The 21,851-nt window shown below is 61.5% G+C and carries 20 protein-coding genes; 11 read left to right on the top strand and 9 right to left on the bottom strand.

Going from position 1 to position 21,851, the window contains the following annotated elements:
• Positions 1 to 27: 27 nt before the first annotated feature.
• From adk to HX792_RS29620, 5 genes are all read left to right on the top strand, one after another.
• Positions 28 to 675, top strand: coding sequence for an adenylate kinase (gene adk, locus HX792_RS29600; protein ID WP_010212617.1), 648 nt, complete (start codon positions 28 to 30; stop codon positions 673 to 675).
• 90 nt (positions 676 to 765) lie between these two features.
• Entirely contained in the window at positions 766 to 1,452 is a 687-nt protein-coding gene (gene tsaB, locus HX792_RS29605) for a tRNA (adenosine(37)-N6)-threonylcarbamoyltransferase complex dimerization subunit type 1 TsaB (protein WP_176999375.1), read from the top strand.
• A 160-nt stretch (positions 1,453 to 1,612) separates the two neighbouring features.
• Positions 1,613 to 1,903, top strand: a complete 291-nt coding sequence (locus tag HX792_RS29610) for a hypothetical protein (RefSeq protein ID WP_176999376.1) — start codon at positions 1,613 to 1,615, stop codon at positions 1,901 to 1,903.
• Positions 1,903 to 2,763 carry a DUF72 domain-containing protein gene (locus HX792_RS29615; protein WP_176999377.1) on the top strand — a complete coding sequence of 287 codons (861 nt, stop codon included), beginning with the start codon at positions 1,903 to 1,905 and terminating at the stop codon, positions 2,761 to 2,763. Before HX792_RS29610 ends, HX792_RS29615 begins: the two co-directional genes overlap by 1 nt.
• A 26-nt stretch (positions 2,764 to 2,789) precedes the next feature.
• On the top strand, positions 2,790 to 3,617 hold the full coding sequence (locus tag HX792_RS29620) for an oxaloacetate decarboxylase (protein WP_176999378.1): 828 nt from the start codon (positions 2,790 to 2,792) through the stop codon (positions 3,615 to 3,617).
• 1 nt (position 3,618) lies between these two features.
• On the opposite strand, the gene HX792_RS29625 is transcribed toward HX792_RS29620, so the two are convergent.
• Entirely contained in the window at positions 3,619 to 4,239 is a 621-nt protein-coding gene (locus tag HX792_RS29625) for an energy transducer TonB (protein WP_176999379.1), read from the bottom strand.
• 96 nt (positions 4,240 to 4,335) lie between these two features.
• On the opposite strand from HX792_RS29625, the gene HX792_RS29630 reads away from it, so the two are divergent.
• The gene (locus HX792_RS29630) at positions 4,336 to 5,118 is read left to right on the top strand and encodes a class I SAM-dependent methyltransferase (protein ID WP_176999380.1); all 783 of its coding nucleotides are present in this window, start codon (positions 4,336 to 4,338) and stop codon (positions 5,116 to 5,118) included.
• Positions 5,119 to 5,214: 96 nt separating this feature from the next.
• Here HX792_RS29630 and HX792_RS29635 read toward each other — a convergent pair whose 3' ends face one another.
• Positions 5,215 to 5,850 (bottom strand): TetR/AcrR family transcriptional regulator, encoded by a 636-nt coding sequence (locus HX792_RS29635; RefSeq protein ID WP_176999381.1) that lies wholly within the window; start codon positions 5,848 to 5,850, stop codon positions 5,215 to 5,217.
• A 93-nt stretch (positions 5,851 to 5,943) separates the two neighbouring features.
• Here HX792_RS29635 and HX792_RS29640 point away from each other — a divergent pair, with 93 nt between their 5' ends.
• From HX792_RS29640 to HX792_RS29650, 3 genes are read left to right on the top strand one after another with little or no spacing between them, the layout of a single operon-like run.
• Positions 5,944 to 7,044 carry an efflux RND transporter periplasmic adaptor subunit gene (locus tag HX792_RS29640; RefSeq protein WP_176999382.1) on the top strand — a complete coding sequence of 367 codons (1,101 nt, stop codon included), beginning with the start codon at positions 5,944 to 5,946 and terminating at the stop codon, positions 7,042 to 7,044.
• Between the two features lie 6 nt (positions 7,045 to 7,050).
• Positions 7,051 to 10,116 carry an efflux RND transporter permease subunit gene (locus HX792_RS29645; RefSeq protein WP_176999383.1) on the top strand — a complete coding sequence of 1,022 codons (3,066 nt, stop codon included), beginning with the start codon at positions 7,051 to 7,053 and terminating at the stop codon, positions 10,114 to 10,116.
• Between the two features lie 2 nt (positions 10,117 to 10,118).
• On the top strand, positions 10,119 to 10,712 hold the full coding sequence (locus HX792_RS29650) for a LysE family translocator (protein ID WP_176999384.1): 594 nt from the start codon (positions 10,119 to 10,121) through the stop codon (positions 10,710 to 10,712).
• A gap of 496 nt (positions 10,713 to 11,208) precedes the next feature.
• Here HX792_RS29650 and HX792_RS29655 read toward each other — a convergent pair whose 3' ends face one another.
• From HX792_RS29655 to plsB, 3 genes are read right to left on the bottom strand one after another with little or no spacing between them, the layout of a single operon-like run.
• Entirely contained in the window at positions 11,209 to 11,898 is a 690-nt protein-coding gene (locus HX792_RS29655; protein ID WP_176999385.1) for a DUF4197 domain-containing protein, read from the bottom strand.
• Positions 11,899 to 11,933: 35 nt separating this feature from the next.
• On the bottom strand, positions 11,934 to 12,335 hold the full coding sequence (locus HX792_RS29660) for a YbaY family lipoprotein (RefSeq protein ID WP_176999386.1): 402 nt from the start codon (positions 12,333 to 12,335) through the stop codon (positions 11,934 to 11,936).
• A gap of 51 nt (positions 12,336 to 12,386) precedes the next feature.
• Entirely contained in the window at positions 12,387 to 14,906 is a 2,520-nt protein-coding gene (plsB, locus tag HX792_RS29665; RefSeq protein WP_176999387.1) for a glycerol-3-phosphate 1-O-acyltransferase PlsB, read from the bottom strand.
• A gap of 181 nt (positions 14,907 to 15,087) precedes the next feature.
• Here plsB and HX792_RS29670 point away from each other — a divergent pair, with 181 nt between their 5' ends.
• The gene (locus HX792_RS29670; protein ID WP_003219353.1) at positions 15,088 to 15,297 is read left to right on the top strand and encodes a cold-shock protein; all 210 of its coding nucleotides are present in this window, start codon (positions 15,088 to 15,090) and stop codon (positions 15,295 to 15,297) included.
• Between the two features lie 178 nt (positions 15,298 to 15,475).
• Here the strand turns inward: HX792_RS29670 and HX792_RS29675 are convergent, their stop codons facing one another.
• From HX792_RS29675 to HX792_RS29690, 4 genes are all read right to left on the bottom strand, one after another.
• Positions 15,476 to 15,853, bottom strand: a complete 378-nt coding sequence (locus tag HX792_RS29675; RefSeq protein WP_176999388.1) for a hypothetical protein — start codon at positions 15,851 to 15,853, stop codon at positions 15,476 to 15,478.
• A gap of 48 nt (positions 15,854 to 15,901) precedes the next feature.
• A complete protein-coding gene (locus HX792_RS29680; protein ID WP_176999389.1) occupies positions 15,902 to 16,711 on the bottom strand; it encodes a putative RNA methyltransferase in 810 nt (269 codons plus the stop codon).
• The gene (gene dapE, locus HX792_RS29685) at positions 16,711 to 17,862 is read right to left on the bottom strand and encodes a succinyl-diaminopimelate desuccinylase (protein ID WP_176999390.1); all 1,152 of its coding nucleotides are present in this window, start codon (positions 17,860 to 17,862) and stop codon (positions 16,711 to 16,713) included. The genes HX792_RS29680 and dapE overlap by 1 nt, the downstream gene beginning before the upstream one ends.
• A 243-nt stretch (positions 17,863 to 18,105) precedes the next feature.
• Positions 18,106 to 20,697, bottom strand: a complete 2,592-nt coding sequence (locus tag HX792_RS29690; protein ID WP_176999391.1) for a glycosyltransferase — start codon at positions 20,695 to 20,697, stop codon at positions 18,106 to 18,108.
• Positions 20,698 to 20,914: 217 nt separating this feature from the next.
• Between HX792_RS29690 and tcdA the strand changes: the two genes are divergently transcribed.
• Positions 20,915 to 21,724 (top strand): tRNA cyclic N6-threonylcarbamoyladenosine(37) synthase TcdA, encoded by an 810-nt coding sequence (tcdA, locus tag HX792_RS29695; RefSeq protein WP_371319391.1) that lies wholly within the window; start codon positions 20,915 to 20,917, stop codon positions 21,722 to 21,724.
• The last annotated feature ends 127 nt before the right edge of the window (positions 21,725 to 21,851 follow it).

Genomic DNA, 21,851 nt, shown 5'->3' on the forward strand with positions numbered 1-21,851 from the left:
CTCTATAAAAAATTGAGGAGCACATCGATGCGCGTCATTCTGCTGGGAGCTCCCGGGGCCGGTAAAGGTACTCAGGCAAAGTTCATCACTGAAAAATTCGGCATTCCACAAATCTCCACTGGCGACATGCTGCGCGCTGCCGTCAAGGCCGGCACCGAGCTGGGCCTGATCGCCAAGAGCGTGATGGACAGCGGTGGCCTGGTTTCCGATGACCTGATCATCAACCTGGTCAAGGAACGCATCAGCCAGGAAGACTGCAAGAACGGTTTCCTGTTCGACGGTTTCCCGCGCACCATTCCCCAGGCTGAAGCCCTGGTGAAGGCCGGCGTCGAGCTGGACGCTGTGGTTGAAATCGCCGTTGAGGACGAAGAAATCGTCCAGCGCATTGCCGGTCGCCGTGTTCACGAAGCCTCGGGCCGCGTGTACCACACTGTCTACAATCCGCCAAAGGTTGAAGGCAAGGATGACGTCACCGGCGAAGACCTGGTGCAGCGTAAAGACGACACTGAAGAAACCGTACGTCATCGCCTGTCGGTCTACCATTCGCAGACCAAGCCGCTGGTGGATTTCTACCAGAAGCTGTCTGCCGCCCAAGGCAAGCCGAAGTACAGCCACATCCCTGGCGTTGGCTCGGTAGAAGCCATCACCGCCAAGGTGCTGCAAGCGTTGAGCTGATCCTTCGGTCGGCTTCACAGACAACGGCCCGCTTGCGGGCCGTTGTTGTTTATACTGGCGCACTTTTTTTCGACCTGGACACCCGCACCGATGAGCACCCTGTTGGCCCTGGATACCGCGACTGAAGCTTGCTCCGTTGCCCTGCTGCACGATGGCAAGGTCACGAGCCACTACGAGGTGATCCCGCGCCTGCACGCGCAGAAGCTGTTGCCGATGATCAAACAACTGCTGGAAGACGCCGGCACCACCTTGTCGGCAGTCGATGCCATCGCCTTTGGCCGTGGCCCGGGCGCGTTTACCGGTGTGCGCATTGCCATCGGTGTGGTGCAGGGGCTGGCGTTTGCGCTGGAGCGTCCGGTGTTGCCGGTGTCCAACCTAGCGGTGCTGGCGCAGCGCGCTTTGCGTGAACACGGCGCCAAGCAAGTGGCAGCGGCAATCGATGCACGCATGGACGAAGTCTATTGGGGTTGCTACCGCGAAACGGCAGGTGAGATGCGCCTGGTAGGCGAGGAGGCCGTGCAGGCACCGGAGGCGTCGGCACTGCCGCAGGATGCCAGCGGTGACTGGTTCGGTGCTGGCACCGGTTGGGGGTATGGCCAGCGCATCGGTGTTAAAACGGTTGGCCAGGACGCCACGATGCTGCCCCACGCTGAAGACTTGCTGGCCCTGGCACGCTTTGCGTTCGAACGCGGCGAGGCCATCCCGGCCGACCAGGCGGCACCGGTTTACCTGCGCGATAAGGTGGCGCAGACCAAGGCCGAACGCGGGATTATTTGACGCCAAAAATGCTGGCATTTTGGTGTGAATTTCACCAATCGTCAGAATTTGCCCGTGTGTTTAAACCTTTTTCAAATTATGTGTTCTAGTTATCACCAGAGCATTTGCGCACTACGGACAGTGCTGCCAAAATGCCATTACTGATAGCGAGTTCGCGCCCATGCGTATTGATGGCTTTTCCTCACAGTCGTACCCGATCAAGCGCAAGCCGCGTAAGGCCAGCGCTACGGTGGACGATTCCGTCGAGGATTCGCCGGACTTCATTGAAGTCCAGTCCGATGCGCAAGCCAATGCCCAAGCGCGTTTCAGCGGTCTTCCCGCCCGTCAGCAAGACATGGTCTTCCCCCGCTCCATGAGCAAAAACGTCGCCACCGCCCTGGCCAGTTACCTGACCACCGCCGGTTTTGTCGAATGGGATATGGAAGTGCTGGGTCTCGACATCCACATCTGATGCGCCTGCCTTACTACATCGGCTGTCCGTCCTGGAGTGAAAACGCCTGGCGCGAGTACCTGTACCCCGTCGATGCCCGCTCCAGCGATTACCTTGGCCTGTATTCACAGGTCTTCAATGCCGTCGAAGGCAACACCACGTTTTACGCGCGCCCCTCGGCCGCCACGGTGCAACGCTGGGCCGAAATCATGCCCGATGATTTTCGGTTCACGGCCAAATTCCCGGGTGATATCAGCCATGGTGGCGACTTGCGCGAACAGTTGCCGGCTGCCGAGAGTTTTGTCGGCTTGATGAGCCCGTTGGGTGAGCGTGTTTCGCCACTGTGGCTGCAACTGTCGGCGGGTTTCTCGCCGCAGCGCCTGGGCGAGCTGGCCGGGTTTATCGACGGCCTTGAGCGCCCCTTGGCGGTAGAAGTGCGCCACCCGGAGTTCTTCGCCAAGGGGGATGCCGAGCGCATGCTCAACCGCTTGTTGCGTGACCGAGGTGTGGAGCGCATCTGCCTCGATCCGCGTGCCTTGTTCAGTTGCACCTCGACCTCGGCGGCGGTGCTGCACGCCCAATCGAAAAAGCCCAAGGTGCCGCCCCGTCCGGCAGCGCTCACTCAATTCCCGCAGGTCCGTTTTATTGGTCACCCGGAGCTGGAAGCCAACGATCCGTTCCTGATCCCCTGGGTTGAAAAGATCGCCACCTGGATCGAAGAGGGGCGCACGCCCTACGTCTTCTTGCACACCTCGGATAACCGCCTCGCCGCGCAACTGGCGCTGCGCTTTCACGACAGGCTGATGGCGCGCCTGCCCGGTTTGCCAGCGCTGCCGACCTTGCATCGGGAACCCGCTGCGGAGCAACTGGGGTTACTCTAAGGCTCCTTTTTCGCCTGGAGTCAGCCATGGATGCCCAAACCCTTCGCGCCGAAACCTTCAAGGCCCTGCATGAGCGTGATCGTGCCTTCGTGATGCCCAACCCGTGGGATGCGGGTTCCGCGATCATGCTGGCGAGCCTTGGCTTCGAAGCCCTGGCCACCACGAGTGCGGGCTTTGCCTTCAGCCTCGGCCGGCCGGATGCAGAAGGCGCGCTGTCCCTCGAAGACACACTGGGCAACGCCGGCACCATCGCCCGCGCGACTTCGCTGCCGGTGGCGGCGGACCTGGAAAACGGCTTCAGCGACACGCCCGAAGGCTGTGCCCAGACCATTCTGCGGGCTGCGGCCACGGGTATTGTCGGTGGCTCTATCGAAGATGCCACCGGCATTGCTGCTGACCCGATTTATCCTTTCGACCTCGCCGTCGAGCGCGTGGAAGCCGCGGTTGCTGCTGCCCGCAGCTTGCCGTTCCCGTTCACGCTGACGGCGCGTGCGGAAAACCTCCTGCATGGTCGCCTGGATTTGCCCGACACCCTTCGCCGCCTGCAAGCCTACGCCGAAGCCGGTGCTGACGTGCTGTATGCGCCGGCGTTGCGCAATGCCGAAGAAGTGCTGGCGGTGGTCAAGGCGGTCGCGCCCAAGCCGGTGAACGTGTTGATGTCCGGTGGGCTGAACCTCAGCGTGGCGCAATTGAGCGAGATGGGCGTGCGGCGTATCAGCGTCGGTTCGGCCCTGGCCTTGGCGGCCTATGGCGAGTTCTACCGCGCAGCGCAGGAGGTGTATGAGTTAGGCACTTTCACGTTTACCGAACGCAAGATGCCCTTTAGCCAGGCCAACGCCTTTTTCAAGGGGTGAATCAGGCTGCCAGGCGCAGGTTCTGAGTGACCAGCGGGCGTGCCCAGTAGTAGTCGAAGTCCAAGGCCTTCTGTTGTGCCACCAGCTCTTCGGTGGGATACGGCGTTGCAGCCGGTGGCAGGAGGTCCAGTTCGAACTCGGCAATCGGCAGGTGCAGTGGGCGCGGGTCGGGTGCCGGGCCTGGTTCTGGCAGAGGTTGGCCTGCGTTCAATACGAGCGGGCGGACCCATTCGCTGTCGAAATTCTGTTGGCGTTGTTGCGCGACGATTTCGTCTGCCGGGAATGGCGTCGCAGGCGGTGGCAGCAAATCGGTTTCGAATTCGGCGATCGGCAGGAACAGCGGCTCAGGCGGAGCAATTTCGGTGTCGGTCACGTCGCACTCACGCTGGGTGAGGATCTGCGACAGCAGGTCGGCGCCTTCGCGCGGTTCTACCGTTGGGTCTGCCGGTGCAGGCGCCTTGGCGGCGAGCGCGTCCGGCGTTTCGCCAAGCTGCTCGGCCAGCGCACGGGCGAAGAAGTCCTGCCACACATGGCTCACCCCGGCCAGCGCTTGGGTATTGCGCAGGCCGTAGTGGTTGTGGGTCGGCAGTACACCGATGGTTAGGGGAAGAATGTCTGACATTTTTCTCGGTCGACGCTCAGCTCTGGCAAAATACCTGACTGTTATTTTTATCGGCCGTTGTTTGCCGATCCTTAATATTTTTGAGCGTAGCGATTGATGAGCGAACAACCAGCGGCCAGCCGCATTCAGGTCGAAGCCTTGGCCGAAGGTTTCCAGGCCCTTGCCGAGCAGTGGGCGGCGCGACTTGGCTTGCCGTTAGCGCTGGCAGACGCGGACTTTTCCCTGCAGGTCGGCGAACAAGGCCTGCAGTTGCAACAGCTCGGGCCTGACGCGCCGGGGCCGGTGCGGGTGGACTTTGTTGAAGGTGGCGCGGCCCATCGGCGGTTGTACGGCGGTGGCAGCGGGCAGATGATTGCCAAGGCGGTCGGCATTGCCCAGGGCGTGCGCCCCCGGGTGCTGGACGCCACGGCGGGGTTGGGCAAGGACGCGTTCGTGTTGGCCAGCCTGGGCTGCGACATGAGCCTGATCGAGCGCCAGCCGCTGATTGGCGCCTTGCTGGAGGACGGCCTGGCGCGCGGTGCCGACGATTTTGAAGTGGCCCCCATTGTGGCGCGCATGAAGCTGCTCAAGGGCAATTCCATTGAGGTGATGCGCAACTGGGAAGGCGAGCCGCCCCAGGTGATCTACCTCGATCCGATGTTTCCTCATCGTGAGAAAACCGCCCTGGTGAAGAAGGAAATGCGCCTGTTCCGGCCGTTGGTGGGTGATGATCCGGATGCCCCGGCATTGCTGGCCGCGGCGTTGGCATTGGCCAGCCACCGGGTGGTGGTCAAGCGCCCGCGCAAGGCGCCGTGCATTGAAGGGCCGAAGCCGAGCCATGCGCTGGATGGGAAATCCAGCCGGTATGACATTTATCCGAAGAAGGCGCTCAAGGCCTGATGCTTTGTTGGCCTTTAGGGCCTCATCGCCGGCAAGCCGGCTCCTACACGGAAATGTGCTGCCCTTGTAGGAGCCGGCTTGCCGGCGATAGCGGTCTCAGGGTCGATACGCCCGCATAAACAACCCCACCACATCCTGCACATGCGCTTCGGCGGCGTCCTCACTCAGGTGCCCGCCACAGCCATACAGCAGACAGAAATTTGCCGTGCCCTTGAGCAGGCAGAAGAAGTGCTCGGCTGCCGTAAACGGCTTGTCGATGCTCAGGGCGCCGCTCTGGTCGATCCGGCTGAGCAGGCGCTCCATGCCTTGCAGCATGCGCATCGGGCCTGCCTCGAAGAAGATCTGCGAGAGTTTCACGTCCTGGTTGCCGGTGGTCATCATCAGGCGATGCAGGTTCACCGATTCCTCGCTGTTGATCAGCCGATGGAAGCCCCGCGCAATATTCAGCAGCACCGTTTCCACGGGCATGCCTTCGGGCAATTCGAAATACATCACCGGCAACTGTTCCTCGCACGTCGCCACGACGGCGGCGGTGAACAAGGTCTCTTTGTCGTTGAAGTGGCTGTAGACGGTCAGCTTCGACACGCCGGCTTCCAGCGCCACGGCATCCATGCTGGTGCTGGCGTAGCCATTGCTCAAAAACAGGATTTTCGCGGCTTCGAGGATAGCCTGGCGTTTTGCCATGTCCTTGGGACGCCCGGGGCTATTGGTGTTGGTGGGATTGTCGGACATTTTCACCTTTAATACTGGACTGGTGAGTTTGGTATTAATAACATACCCGCCAGTATAATTATTCCTAGCTCCATTTGCGAAAGGTCCTTCAGCATGCGCAGTACTTTCCTGCCCCTTGCGTTGCCTGCCAGCCTGGTCTTCCTCTTGGCCGCTTGCGGCCATGAAGAAGCGGCCCAGACCACCGTCCGCCCGGCCATGGTGGTGCAACCACAGCCTTCGGCGCAGGCGATGGACAGCTACCCGGGCGAGGTTCGGGCGCGTTACGAGCCGGACCTGGCTTTTCGCATCGGTGGCAAGGTCAGCAAACGCCTGGTGGAAGAGGGTGAACGGGTCAAGGCCAACCAACCGCTGGCCGAACTCGACCCCCAGGACGTGCGCCTGCAACTGGAAGCCACCCGCGCCCAAGTGGCCGCCGCCGAGGCCAACCTGAGCCTGGTACGCGCCGAGCGTGACCGCTACAAGACCCTGATGGACCGTCAGATGGTCAGTCGCTCCCAGTACGACAATTCCGAAAACCTCTACCGATCCGGTGAAGCACGCCTCAAGCAGATCAAGGCCGAGTTCGACGTGTCCAGCAACCAGGCCGGTTATGCCGTATTGCGGGCGCCCCAGGACGGGGTGGTCGCCAAGCGTGCAGTTGAAGTGGGCCAAGTGGTGTCCGCTGGCCAGACCGTATTCACCCTGGCCACCGATGGCGAGCGTGAAGTGCTGATCAGCCTGCCCGAGCAAGGCTTCGGCCGTTTCAAGATCGGCCAGCCGGTGTCGGTGGAACTGTGGAGCCAGCCCGACCAGCGTTTTGCCGGGCGTATCCGCGAGCTGTCGCCTGCCGCAGATCCCAAATCCCGCACCTTTGCCGCCCGTGTGGCCTTCACCGGTGGAAAAGTCCCTGCCGAGCTGGGCCAGAGTGCCCGCGTATTCATACAAGCCGACGGCGTGATTCCGCTGTCGGTGCCGCTGTCTGCTCTCAGCGCGGAGAACGGCGCGTCCTACGTGTGGCGCGTGCAACCGGACAACACGCTCAAACGCACCCCGGTGCGCATCGGTGCGTTTGGCGAGAAAACCGTGCCGGTGCTCGAAGGCTTGAGCCCCACTGACTGGGTGATCGCAGCCGGCGTGCATGTACTCCATGAGGGCCAGCAAGTGCGCCCGGTGGATCGCTCCAACCGAGTTGTGAATCTGGCGGCCAAGGAGTAGTCCCCAATGGGTTTCAATCTTTCCGAATGGGCGTTGCGTAATCGCCAGATCGTACTGTTCCTGATGATCCTGTTGGCCGTCGTCGGCACCTTGTCCTACACCAAACTGGGGCAAAGCGAAGATCCTCCCTTCACCTTCAAGGCCATGGTCATCAAAACCAATTGGCCGGGGGCGACGGCTCAGGAAGTCTCGCGCCAGGTCACCGAGCGAATTGAAAAGAAGCTGATGGAAACCGGCGAATACGAGCGCATCGTGTCCTTCTCGCGCCCGGGGGAATCACAGGTCACCTTCATGGCTCGCGACTCCATGCACTCGGCGCAGATTCCCGAGCTGTGGTACCAGGTGCGCAAGAAGATCAGCGACATCCGCCAAACCTTGCCGCCGGATATCCAGGGGCCGTTTTTCAACGATGAGTTCGGCACCACCTTCGGCAATATCTACGCCCTGACCGGTGACGGCTTCGACTACGCCGTGCTCAAGGACTACGCCGATCGCATCCAGATTCAACTGCAACGCGTGCCGGATGTGGGCAAGGTTGAGTTACTGGGCCTGCAAGACGAGAAGATCTGGATTGAACTGTCCAACCTCAAGCTGGCTACCCTGGGCCTGCCGTTGGCGGCAGTGCAGCAGGCCTTGCAGGAACAGAACGCGGTCTCCACGGCCGGCTTCTTTGAAACCCCGACCGAGCGTGTGCAGTTGCGCGTGTCGGGTAACTTCAAAAGTGTGGAGGAGATCCGTAATTTCCCGATTCGCGTGGGTGACCGTACTTTCCGCATCGGCGATGTAGCCGACATCCACCGTGGTTTCAACGACCCGCCCGCGCCGCGCATGCGCTACATGGGCGCCGATGCGATCGGCCTGGCCGTGGCGATGCGTGAAGGCGGCGACATTCTGGTGCTGGGCAAGGCGCTGGAAGGCGAGTTCGCACGCCTGCAGAAGAACCTTCCGGCCGGCATGGAGCTGCGCAAGGTGTCAGACCAGCCGGCGGCGGTGAAAACCAGTGTTGGTGAATTCGTCCAGGTGTTGGCCGAAGCCTTGGCCATTGTGTTGCTGGTGAGCTTCTTTTCCCTCGGCGTGCGCACCGGCATGGTGGTGGCCCTGGCGATTCCGTTGGTGTTGGCGATGACCTTCGCCACCATGTATTACCTCGGCATCGGCTTGCACAAGATTTCCCTCGGCGCGTTGGTGCTGGCGTTGGGCTTGTTGGTGGACGACGCGATCATCGCCGTGGAAATGATGGCGATCAAAATGGAGCAGGGGTACGACCGGCTCAAGGCTGCCAGCTTTGCCTGGACCAGCACCGCATTCCCGATGCTCACCGGCACCCTGATCACGGCGGCCGGGTTCCTGCCGATTGCCACCGCGCAATCGAGTACCGGCGAATACACCCGTTCGATTTTCCAGGTGGTGACCATTGCGCTGCTGGCCTCGTGGGTCGCGGCGGTGGTGTTTGTGCCGTACCTGGGGGAAAAACTCCTGCCGGACCTGGCGAAGATTCACGCGGCCAAACATGGCACCGACGGCCCAGATCCCTACGGCACGCCGTTCTACCAGCGTGTAAGGCGCTTGGTGGAGTGGTGCGTGCGTCGGCGCAAAACCGTGATCGTCCTGACCCTGTTGCTGTTTATCGGCTCGGTGGCGCTGTTTCGTTTTGTGCCGCAACAGTTCTTCCCGGCTTCCGGTCGCCTGGAGTTGATGGTCGACTTGAAGCTGGCCGAAGGCGCCTCCCTGAGCAACACGGCCGATCAGGTCAAGCGCCTGGAGGCGTTGCTCAAGGAGCACGCGGGCATCGAGAACTATGTGGCGTATGTCGGCACGGGGTCACCGCGTTTCTACCTGCCTCTGGATCAGCAACTGCCCGCCGCCAGCTTCGCCCAGTTTGTCGTGTTGGCTAAAACTATCGAAGAGCGTGAAAGCCTGCGCACCTGGCTGATCGAGACCCTCAACGAACAATTCCCCGACTTGCGTTCGCGCGTTACCCGTTTGGAAAACGGCCCGCCTGTAGGCTACCCGGTGCAATTTCGCGTGACCGGTGAGCACATCGAAGAAGTACGTGCCCTGGCGCGCAAGGTGGCGGCCAAGGTTCGCGAAAACACCCACGTGGTCAACGTGCACCTGGACTGGGAAGAACCGAGCAAGATCGTCTACCTGAATATCGATCAGGATCGCGCCCGTGCCCTCGGCGTGAGTACCGCCAACCTGTCGAAATTCCTGCAGAGTTCGTTGACCGGCTCCAGCGTCAGCCAGTACCGGGAGGACAACGAGTTGATCGAGATCCTGCTGCGCGGCACCGTGCATGAGCGCACCGAATTGTCGCTGCTGCCAAGCCTGGCGGTGCCGACCGACAACGGCAAAAGCGTCGCGCTGTCGCAAATCGCCACCCTCGAATACGGTTTTGAGGAAGGCATCATCTGGCACCGCAATCGCCTGCCGACGGTCACCATCCGCGCCGATATCTATGGCAAGGAACAGCCGGCCACCCTGGTCCAGCAAATCCTGCCGACCCTGGAGGGTGTGCGCGCCGAATTGCCGGACGGCTACCTGCTGGAAGTAGGCGGCACGGTTGAAGACTCCGCCCGTGGGCAGAACTCCGTCAAAGCCGGTGTGCCGCTGTTTATCGTGGTGGTGCTGACGTTGCTGATGCTGCAACTGCGCAGTTTCTCACGCACCGCGATGGTGTTTCTGACCGCGCCATTGGGCTTGATCGGGGTGACCCTGTTCCTGCTGGTCTTCCGCCAGCCCTTTGGCTTCGTGGCCATGCTGGGCACCATCGCCCTGTCGGGGATGATCATGCGTAACTCGGTGATCCTCGTGGACCAGATCGAACAGGACATCAAGGCCGGCCTGGCCCCGTGGCAGGCGATCATCGAGGCCACTGTCCGACGTTTCCGGCCGATCGTTCTCACCGCCCTCGCGGCGGTACTGGCGATGATTCCACTGTCGCGCAGTGTGTTCTTCGGGCCGATGGCCGTGGCGATCATGGGCGGCTTGATCGTGGCGACGGCGTTGACCCTATTGTTCTTGCCAGCCCTGTATGCTGCGTGGTTCCGAGTGAGTAAGGACGTCGCGTAATCATGCTGGCCACCGTTTCAGCCCTGCTGTTGTTGCTGCTTGCCCCCGGCCCGACCAATACCCTGTTGTTTCGCGCCGGGGTGTTGTTCGGGTATCGGGCGTCGTGGCGGCTGGTGCTTGTCGAATGCCTGGCGTACCTGCTGCAGGTGTCCGTGTGGGGCGTGGCGCTGCTGTACCTGGCAACCTACTCGCCGTGGGCGTTGAAGCTCACCCAGTTGGTCGCGGCCTGTTACTTGCTGTATGTCTCGTTCAAGTTATGGCAGCGAAAAAGTGGCGACAGCGATCCTGGAAGGGATCGTTTCAGCGGGCTGTACTTTTTCTGGCTGACAGTGATGAACCCCAAAGGCCTGCTGATTGTTTCGTTTATCGCACCGACAAACGCCTTTGCCTCGTTGCAAGGGTATGCGGGGTTCATGCTGACGCTCGCGTTGGTGGTGATACCGGTAGGGACGGCTTGGATCCTGTTGGGCAGTCGGTTCGAAGGTATTCAGAAGGCGTGGCTCACGCCGTTGAGGATCAACCGCGCGACGTCCGTGGCGATTTGCTGCTTTGCCACACTCATGATGAGCCGGCTGGCCGACTCGGTTTTTCACTGAAGCCGCTTTGTGCGGTTTTACATGCAGATGCAAACGGGCGTCAGGGCATTCGGAACGTTTGCCCGTGGCGCTCCACTCAGACTCGCCTGATGGACAGGCACAGGCCTGGACCTCGCCAGTGGCGAGCCGGCCTATTTCATTGAGTGTATGGAGTGTCACATGACGATTTTAACGGCGATTGCAGCTTTCAAAGGCGCGTTTCTCGGGGCCTTGCTTGGGAACAACCTGCCACACAAGGGCTTTGAGCCTGCTAACCCACAGAGGCCTGGGTATGGGGGGCCTGGACATCATCACCGCCCACATCCAACCCAGCCAGGCTACGGTCACGGCCATCACTGCAAGCCTGGTCACGGCAAGCCCTACCCCGATGCCGGGCAGGCCTATCCCCACCGACCTTCGTACCCGCTGTTTTCGATTAATCGCTAAACGGATCGTCTGAAACAACTGCGCCCAGATCCGTAGTCAGCGATCTGGGCGCAGTGAAAGGGTAGGGCGCTTACAGCGCGCCAAACACCTTTTTCGCCAGGCTGGTGGCTGCCGCCGCCGGGTTCTTGCGAATGGTTTCTTCCTGTTGGGCAATCATCTTGAACAGGCCGTCCAGCGCTTGTTCGGTTACATAGTTCTCGACGTTTGCGCTCTTGGCATCCACTGCGCCAAAGGCCGCAGCCTTGCCGGCCAGGGCGTTGTATTGCTGGGCCACGCCGACCTTGTCGGTCGCTGCCTTGACGATGGGCAGGAACTTGGCGCGGATTTCTTCGCGGCTGCTCTTGTTCAGGTATTGGGTTGCCGAGTCCTGGCCTCCGGTGAGGATGCCCTTGGCGTCGGTCACGCTCATGTTTTTCACCGCATTGACCAGGATCGGCTGAGCCTGGGTCACGGCGGATTCAGCCGCCTTGTTCATGCTGGTTTCCAGTTGCGTGACCTGGTCACCCATGCCGAACATCTTCAGCTTGTCGGCCACTTTGCCCAACTTGCCTGGCAGGCCGATCTTCACTTCAGGGTTGTTGCTGAAACCACCGGGCACACCCAGTTGTTTCACGGCGATCTGCGCGCCTTGGGTCAGTGCGTCCTTGAGGCCACCAGAGGCGTCGCCCTGGGACAGGCTGCCAAGGTCCAGGGCCATGGCGTTGGCACCGAGCAGCAGGCCGGCACACAGGGCAGTGAGGCGAAGGGAGTTACGGAGCATGGGCGCTTCCTTTTGATCGGGTGTACTGGAAAGTGTCAGTGCGCGACGGCATCAACCCGCAGGCGCAGCGGTTGTGGGTCTTGGCCGTTGAGCTGCACAGAGTGTCGCTCGGTGGTGATAAACAGTAGCTTGCCATCCAGCTCGATGCGAGCGCTCACCGAATAACTGTGGCCCGGCTTGACCTGGGCAGGGTCGTAGCTCAAGTGAAACGGCAGTGGCACCTGGCCTTTGACCGGGCCTTTCTGTTCGGCGAGGGTCACGGCCGGCGCGTCCATCAACGACACGTCTTGCAGGCTCACGCTCAGGGTGGCCGCGGGTGGCAGGGCGATGCGTTGCAGGTAGAACACTTCGCCGTCGAGGCTGGCTTTCGGCGCAGGGTTCATCGATTGGCAGGCTCCGAGCAGGGCCGTGAGGCCGAGGAGAATGATCTTTTTCATGGTACAGCTCCTTGTCAACGGCGTCGGAAACCGCCCGACGCCTTATTCAATCTAGCGGCTTTCTTCAGGTTTGGGCGCTTCGGGCTCCACCAGCGCTTCGGCAGCACCGTCGACGCGATGCAACGCCACTTGGCGAATCGACAGGCGAATCTCGGCGGGCAGTACACGTTTTGCCGCGCCTTCGGCCAGTTCGCCGAGCAGGTCGTGGTAGCTCAGCTTGCCGGCTTCATCGCGGCGCAGTACATCTTGCTCCAGCAGGGTCTGGATGAAATGTCGGAAAAGGCTCTTGTCGAAGAATTCCGGCGCGTTCAGGCCATGCAGGATCGACAGGCGTTGGGCCATGATCGTGCACAGGTCTTCCAGCTCTTCGGCACTGATGCTGTTCTGGCCACTGTTGAGCAGCAACGAGATCGCCATGTAGAAGCGTTGCAGAGTCTGGGCAATGCTCTTGGACAGCAGGGTCAGCAACACAAAGTGCCGCGAACTTGGCGCCGGGCGCAAGTACACATTGTTCTCGAAGCGCAGCAGGCCTTGCTCGACAAAAGCTTCCAGCCATTGGTCAATCACTGTGTCCAACTCGTCCAGCGACCAGCGGATAAACAGCTCCGATTGCAGGTACGGGTACAGAGCGTGGGTGTAGCGCAGGATCTGTTCGCGACTCATGCGCGAGCTGCTCTGGAAGAAGCTCGCCAGCAACGCCGGCAGGGCAAAGATGTGCAGCACGTTGTTGCGGTAGTAGGTCATCAGGACGGCGTTCTGCTCGTCCAGGTACAGGATCTTGCCCAGAGCGTCGCTCTGTTCCGACAGCAGGTCCATGTCCTTCACATGCTTGATCAGCGCCAGGCCATCGCCTTCGGGCAAGGTGGTATGGGGCGAATAGGGCACACGGCGCAGCAGGGCCAGGTACAGGTCAAGCTGGCGCGCCATGGCCTGTTCGTCCAGGGCCAGGCGGGTGGTGGACAGCAGCGCCAGCGCCACCAGGTTGACCGGGTTCACGGCGGCGGCTTCGTTCAAGTGGCGCGCCACCTGTTCGCCCAGGCGGTTGGTGGTCTCGTTGAGCCAGGCTGGTTTGTAGTTCGGGCCCAATTCTTGGGTGCGCCAGTCCGGCTGCTCGGCGTCGAGGAACTCTGCCAGCTTGATCGGTTCGCCGAAGTTGACCGCGACCTGGCCAAACCGCTGCTTGAGGGCGCCGACCACTTTGAAGATATCGAAGATCGATTCTTTCTTCTTGCTCGCGCCGCGCAGCTCGCCGAGGTAGGTACGGCCTTCGAGCACGCGCTCATAACCGATATACACCGGCACGAACACGATGGGCATGCGCGAGGAGCGCAGGAAACTGCGCAGGGTAATCGCCAGCATGCCGGTCTTCGGTTGCAGCATGCGCCCGGTGCGCGAACGGCCGCCTTCGACGAAGTACTCCACCGGGAAGCCCTTGGTGAACAGCGTGTGCAGGTATTCGTTGAACACCGAGGTGTAGAGCGGGTTGCCCTTGAAGGTGCGGCGCATGAAAAACGCACCGCCACGGCGCAGCAGGCTGCCGATGACGGGCATGTTCAGGTTGATGCCCGCGGCAATGTGCGGTGGGGTCAGGCCGTTCTTGAACAGCAGGTAGGACAGCAACAGGTAGTCGATGTGGCTGCGGTGGCAAGGCACGTAGATGACCTCGTAACCCTGGGCAACCTTTTGCACACCTTCGATGTTATTGACCTTGATGCCGTCGTAGATCTTGTTCCAGAACCAGCTCAATACCACTTCAAGGAAGCGAATCGCGGTGTAGGTGTAGTCCGAGGCAATCTCGTTGCCATAGCGCAGGGCTTGGGCCTTGGCCTTTTCCGGGCTGATCTTTTCCCGTTCGGCTTCGTCGGCAATGGCCTGGCGCACCAGCGGCATATTGACCAGGCCTTTCACCAGGTTGCGACGGTGTGACAAATCGGGACCGATTACGGCGGTTTTCAGGTTACGAAAGTGCACGCGCAGGATGCGCTGGGCCATGCGCACGGTGCGTTCGTGGCCTTTATTGTGCTCGATCAATTCACGCAGGTTGATAGGCGCAGAGAATTGCACGCGGGTCTTGCGGCCCAGAATCAGGATGCTCAACAAGCGGCGCAGACGCCCGGTGACCGCCCAGCTGTCGGCAAACAGCAGCTTCCACGGGCTGGACTCGCTTTCGGGTGACTGGCCCCAGAACACACTGACCGGAATGATTTGTGCATTCTCTTCGGCGTGTTCGGTCAGGGTGTTGACCAAACGGGTCAGGGTCGGCGGTGCACCACGTTTGTCCTGGCGGCCGAGCCAGTCGGGCTCTGGCGTGAGGTAGAAGAACGCCGCCGGTTCCATCAACGGGCCGACTGACACCGGCAACACCGGGCGCGGCAGGCCGGCCTTGGTGCACTCGGCATCGACCACCGCCAGTTCGGTGAGGGAGGGCGATTGCAGGACGTAGAACACCGGCCGGCTGCGGTCCAGGTTAAGGGTTAGGGACGACTGGTTGATCGTCTCCGAGCGAACCCAGAGGTACAACAGTCGGCGCAAGGTGCCAAACACCAGACGGCGGAACGGGGAGCGGGTCATAGGCGTGCTGCTTCAAGTGGAAAAAACCGAGCAGGTGCTCGGGCGGGTAGTGTGCCGTATTCGCCGAAAATCGGCAAAAAAGCGGCTAAATAAACTTGAGTTGAAGCTTTTTGAGCCTGTCATATACTCGGCAGTTCAATGCGACTGACTCAACAATAAAAAGCATGTGGGAGCAAAACAGATGGCAACGCGCGAAACCGGCAATGTGAAGTGGTTCAACGATGCAAAGGGCTATGGCTTTATTCAGCGCGAGGATGGCAAGGATGTGTTCGTGCACTACCGCGCCATTCGCGGTGAGGGCCACCGTTCCCTGGCTGAAGGCCAGCAGGTGGAGTACGCCGTGGTGACCGGCGAGAAGGGCTTGCAGGCTGAGGATGTGGTGGGGCTGTAAGGCCGGACCTATGTCGATTTGGTAACCCAATCAACTGTGGGAGCTGGCTTGTGTGGGAGCTGGCTTGCCTGCGATAGCATCACTCTGGTCTGTCTGACAGACCGAGGTGCTTGCATCGCGGGCAAGCCCGGCTCCCACACAAGCCAGCTCCCACATTGATCGGGTTTGAGGTTTTAGGTCAGGCGGTTTTCCAGGTGATTTGCTCTTCACCGTCGGCGCTGATGCGAACCCAGGTGTCGGCGCTTTCTTCACCTTCTTCCTCGACCCAGGTCCCCGGCGCGCAACGCACTTCAACGTTCAGTGCAGCAAACGCGGCGCGGGCGCAGGCGATGTCGTCGTCCCACGGGGTCTGGTCGCTTTCCAGGTACAGGCTGTTCCATTTGCCTACAGCCTTCGGCAGCCAGGTGACGGGCACGCTGCCGGCCTTGCACTTGTAGGTCTGGCCCTTCTGGACCCAGTCGGAGCACGGACCCAGGGCGGCGCCCAGCCAGGCGGCGATGGCCTTGTGGTCGACGTCGGCGTCCTTCAGGTAAATCTCGATATCGGGTTGGCGCATGGATGTTCCTCGTTGCGGGATTCGAAAATCCATTCGCGGAAAAGTCGGTTATTGAAGCACGAAATAATCGTAGCGCATCGATACAGTGACCAGCAGCGGCTCTGCGGCCTCGATCACTTCGGAGCGGCGCTCGGCGCTGGCCCGCCAGCCGTGGGGCGTCATCGCCAGCAGGTTGGCGCGGTCCTTGGGCTCGGCCAGGCTCAGGGTGAATTCAAGCGTCTCGCTGTGGGCCAGGCTCATGCCCTCCGGCACCAGAGCCAAGTGCTTGTCGTCGGTGTACTCGCGCACTTCGTCGTACAAACGCTCGCGCAGTTCCATCAGGTGGCCACTGGTCGGGCCGACCTTCATCAAACCGCCGCCAGGGCTGAGCAGGCGCTTGGCCTCTTCCCAATCCAACGGGCTGAACACGCTGGCGAGGAACTGGCAGCTGCCTGACGCCAAGGGCACGCGTGCCATGCTCGCAATCAACCAGGTCAGCGCCGGGTTGCGCTTGCAGGCACGCTTGACCGCTTCCTTGGAGATGTCCAGCGCGTACCCATCGGCCTGGGGCAGGGCATCGGCGATCTGGGCGGTGTAGTAACCCTCGCCACAACCGATATCCACCCAGCGCTGCGGTGCGCGCTCGGCGGCCAGTTCCGCCAGGCGCTTGGCCACCGGTGCGTAGTGCCCGGCGTTGAGGAAGTCACGGCGAGCTTCCACCATCGCCAGATTGTCACCCGGGTCGCGACTGTTCTTGTGCTGCACCGGCAACAGGTTCAGGTAGCCCTGGCGCGCGCGGTCGAAACGGTGCCCGGCCGGGCAGGCCACACCGTTGTCCACCGCGTTGAGCGGGGCGCTGCAAATGGGGCAGGCGAGCATCAGGCGAGCAACTTGATCAGGGTCTGGTAGTAGATTTCGGTCAGTACATCGAGGTCGCTGGCCAGGATACGTTCGTTGACCTGGTGGATCGTCGCGTTGACCGGGCCCAGCTCGACCACTTGGGTGCCGAGGGTGGCGATGAAACGCCCGTCGGAGGTGCCGCCACTGGTAGAGGCCTTGGTTTCACGGCCGGTGACCGCCTTGATGCTGGCCGATACGGCGTCCAGCAGGGCGCCGGGTTCGGTGAGGAACGGCAGGCCCGACAGCGACCACTCCACGTGCCAGTCCAGGTTGTGTTTGTCGAGGATCGCCGCAACGCGTTGCTGCAGGCCTTCGACGGTGGACTCGGTGGAAAAACGGAAGTTGAACACCGCCGTCAGGTCGCCCGGGATCACGTTGGTCGCGCCGGTACCGGAATTGAGGTTGGAGATCTGGAAGCTGGTCGGCGGGAAGAAGGCATTGCCGTCGTCCCAGTGCTCAGCCGCCAGTTCAGCCAGGGCCGGTGCAGCCAGGTGGATCGGGTTCTTCGCCAGGTGCGGGTAGGCCACGTGGCCTTGTACGCCGCGCACGGTCAGGGTGGCGCCGAGGGAGCCGCGACGGCCGTTCTTGACCACATCGCCCACCAGGGTGGTGCTCGATGGTTCGCCGACGATGCACCAGTCCAGGCGTTCCTTGCGGGCTGCCAGGCGCTCGATCACGGCTTTGGTGCCATGGTGCGCCGGGCCTTCTTCATCGCTGGTGATCAGGAACGCGACCGAACCGCGATGGTCCGGGTAGTCGGTGACGAAACGCTCCGACGCCACCAGCATGGCCGCCAGGCTGCCCTTCATGTCTGCCGCGCCACGCCCGCAGAGCATGCCGTTTTCATCGATCAGCGCGTCGAACGGGTCGTTCTGCCAGGCCTTGACCGGGCCGGTGGGCACCACGTCGGTGTGACCGGCAAAGCACAGCACCGGGCCTTCGTGCTTACCGTGGGTGGCCCAGAAGTTGTCCACGTCTTCAATGCGCATCGGCTCGAGCGCAAAACCGGCGTCGCCCAGGCGCTGCATCATCAGCTTCTGGCAATCGGCATCGATCGGCGTGACCGAGGGGCGACGGATCAGGTCGATGGCAAGTTGAAGGGTCGGCGAAAGGTCGGCATGGGCCGTCATGGAAAGCTCCGGAAGCGTGTAATGGGCGCAGGACGAATGTGGGCTTGAAACAACGCAGATCCAATGTGGGAGCTGGCTTGCCTGCGATAGCATCGCCACGGTCTACCTGCCAAACCGCGGCGTCTGCATCGCAGGCAAGCCAGCTCCCACAGAGAGCAGCGCTCGGCTAAGACCCACAAAACGGCCGTTATCTTATAGCAAAACGGCGGCCAGAGGCCGCCGTTTAGTGCATTGCGCAAGTTTTTACACGGCCGGTTCAGGCGCCGGCGTCGCTGCGGGTTTGGGCAGCGACGAAAGGAACGCCATGATCAGCGCCGCCACGTACGGCAGCGACTGCACCAGCAGCATCACTACCCAGAAGCGGATGTCGTTGCTGGGCAGGCCTTGCACCAGGTAGATCCCCAGTGCCGCTCCCCACAACAGCAGCATGATGAACATCTCTTCCCGGGCTTCGGAAATCGCGACCCAGAAGCCGTGGTTGTCGGCGTTCTTCGGTGTACGGAAGAACGGAATGCTGCTGGTGAAGAAGCCATACAGCACCGCCTTGGCGATGGTGTGCGACAACGCCAGGCCAGCCAGGGCCGCGCAGAACGCGTCCTTGAGGTTCACGCCGACGGCGCGGCGGTACAGGAAGATGATCTTGCCCACCTTGAACACGAACAACGCCAAGGGCGGGATCGCGAAAATCAGCAGCGGCGGGTCGACGCGCGTCGGCACGATGATCATCGCCGCCGACCACAACAGCGCGCCCACGGTGAAGAAGATGTTCATGCCGTCCGCCACCCACGGCAACCAGCCCGCGAGGAAGTGGTAGCGCTGGCCACGGGTCAGCTCGGTGTCCTTGCCGCGCAGCAGGCTGGCGGTGTGGCGCTTGATGATCTGGATCGCGCCATACGCCCAGCGGAAACGCTGTTTCTTGAAGTCGATAAAGGTATCCGGCATCAGGCCTTTACCGTAGCTGTCGTGGTAATACGCCGCCGACAGGCCTTTCTCGAATACGCGCAGGCCCAGTTCGGCGTCTTCGCAGATGCACCAGTCGGCCCAGCCCAGTTCTTCGAGCACCGAACGACGGGTCATGGTCATGGTGCCGTGCTGGATGATCGCGTCACGGTCGTTACGGGTGACCATGCCGATATGGAAGAAGCCCTTGTATTCGGCGTAGCAGAGCTTCTTGAAGGTGCTTTCGTTCTGGTCGCGGTAGTCCTGCGGCGACTGCACCACGGCGATTTTAGGGTCGGCGAAGTGCGGCACCATGTGCTTGAGCCAGTTCGGCGACACGCAGTAGTCCGAGTCGATCACCGCGATCACTTCGGCATCCTTGGCGGTGTGCGGGATCAGGTAGTTCAGCGCGCCGCCCTTGAAACCGGCCAGGGGCGAGACGTGGAAGAACTTGAAGCGCGGGCCGAGGGTTTCGCAGTAATCACGCACCGGTTCCCAGACGGCCGGGTCCTTGGTGTTGTTGTCGATGATCAGGACTTCGTAGTCCGGGTAATCCAGCGCGGCCAGGGCGTCGAGGGTCTGTTTGACCATCTCCGGCGGCTCGTTGTAGCACGGCACGTGGATCGACACTTTCGGACGGTAGTCCGAATCCCCTTCAACCGGCAGGAATTCACGCCGGCGCTTGTGGGTCCACACCGCCTCAGCCAGTTCATGGGCTTCGGTCAACAGCACGATAAACACGCCGAGGGCGCCAAGTGCCAGCAAGATGCCGACCGTCACGCTGAACCAGGTGCTGTATTGCTGGCTGTAGTCGTAGCCGATCCACACCAGCACCGAACCGCACAGGAACGCGATAAAGGTCAGGAAGGTGCGGCCACGCTGGCGCAGGGCCGAGCCGTCGATCATCAGCAAGGTCAGCGACAGCAGCGCCAATACCACCGAGCCGATGGCCAGTACGCGCCATTGCGGGATTGCGACCACCGGGCCTTCAAAGTTGAATTTCTGCTGGCGAGCGGCGTTGTACACGCCCCAGTAGGCGCCGGCGGAGCCTTCGTCACTGACTTTCCACGGCTGGTCGAACGCCTCGATCACGAAGTAGTTGTAACCCTGGCGGTTCAGCTTGTTCACCAGCGTGCGCAGGTAAATGGCTTGGTCGGCGGGCGACGTTTCGTTACCACCGCGCATACGGCCGTTGCTCGGCCAACCGACTTCCGACAGCAGCAGCGGTTTTTTCGGGAAGAGTTTTTTCAGGTCTCGGGCACGATCGAGTACGTATTGGCCGGCCTTGTCCATCGGGATGTATTCCCAGAACGGCAGGATGTGCGCGGCGATCAGGTCGACGTGCTTGGCCAGTTGCGGGTTCTTTTCCCAGATGTGCCATTGCTCGGAGGTGGTCACCGGCACTTTCACGGCGGCGCGCACCCGGTCCAGCAGCACGATCAGCGCTTCGGGGGTGATCTCTTCGCGGAACAACGCTTCGTTGCCGACCACCACCCGCACCACGCTGCGCGAGCTGTTGGCGATTTCGATGGCGCGCTGGATCTCACGTTCGTTGCGTTCCAGGTCCGGGCTGATCCAGATCCCCAGGGTTACCCGCAGGCCGAATTCTTCCGCCAGCTTGGGGATGTCCCCCAGGGTGCCGTCAACCGAGTAGGTACGGATGTTGTCCGTCAGCTTGCTCATGATCGCCAGGTCCTGGCGCATCTGATCGTCGGTCGGGTATTGGTCTTTTTGTGGGAACTGGCCTTGTTGGAACGGCGAGTACGAAAACCCGGAGATCTGTTCAGGCCAGTTGGGGGTGGTGACCGGGCGGTTGATCAGCGCCCAGAAGCCGGTGAACAGCGCGGCGATTGCCAGCACGATCACCAGGTTGAGTCCAAATTTACGCGATGCCATGGCTATTTCGGGTTCCAAAGGGTGTGGAACGAAAAGAGGTGTCGGCCTGCGCCGAACGGCGCGCATCCTACACCGGCCCTTCCCTGACCGTACAGCAAGCAGAGAAAAACCGGACATTAGTCAGCGAAAGGCCATCTAAGTTCTTTACTTGTAGCTTGTCGCTTCGAACTTGTCGCTCTGTAGTCCATAATGCGCGCCGGTTTTTGGGGTAATGGTCATGAGTACAGAAGATCCACGGTTTGCAGGCGTCGCCCGCTTGTATGGCATTGAAGGCCTGGAACGCTTGAAAGCGGCCCATGTGGCGATCGTCGGCGTCGGCGGCGTGGGCTCCTGGGCGGCGGAAGCCATGGCCCGTTGCGGGGTGGGCGAGATTTCGCTGTTTGACCTGGACGACGTCTGCGTCAGCAACAGCAACCGCCAGTTGCATGCCCTGGACAGCACCGTGGGCAAACCCAAGGTCGAGGTAATGGCTGAGCGCCTGCGCGGCATCAACCCGGATTGCACGGTGCACGCGGTCGCGGACTTCGTGACCCGCGACACCATGGCCGAATACATCACGCCGGACATCGACTGCGTGATCGACTGCATCGACGCGGTCAACGCCAAGGCGGCGCTGATTGCCTGGTGCAAGCGCCGCAAGATCCAGATCATCACCACCGGGGGCGCCGGTGGGCAGATCGACCCGACATTGATCCAGGTGTGTGACCTGAACCGTACCTTCAATGACCCGCTGGCCTCCAAAGTGCGTTCAACCCTGCGCCGCGACTACGGCTTCTCGCGCACCGTGACCCGCCATTACAGCGTGCCGTGCGTGTTTTCGACCGAGCAACTGCGCTATCCCAAGCCGGATGGCAGCATCTGTTTGCAGAAAAGTTTTATCGGGGATGGGGTGAAGCTGGACTGCGCGGGTGGGTTTGGTGCGGTGATGATGGTGACGGCGACGTTTGGCATGGTCGCGGCGACCAAGGCGGTGGACAAGATCGTTGCCGGGGTGCGTAGGCCGTCGGAGCGAACCAAACCCGCTTAGATTTCGCTGCCCTGCACATATTCAAAATGTGGGAGCTGGCTTGCCTGCGATAGCTATCTGTCAGTCAACTCATCAGTGACTGATACACCGCTATCGCAGGCAAGCTGAACTGGCCTAATGATTTTGG

Origin of the sequence: Pseudomonas sp. B6002, assembly GCF_013385985.1 — a bacterium.
In the GTDB taxonomy this organism is placed as follows: Bacteria; Pseudomonadota; Gammaproteobacteria; order Pseudomonadales; family Pseudomonadaceae; genus Aquipseudomonas.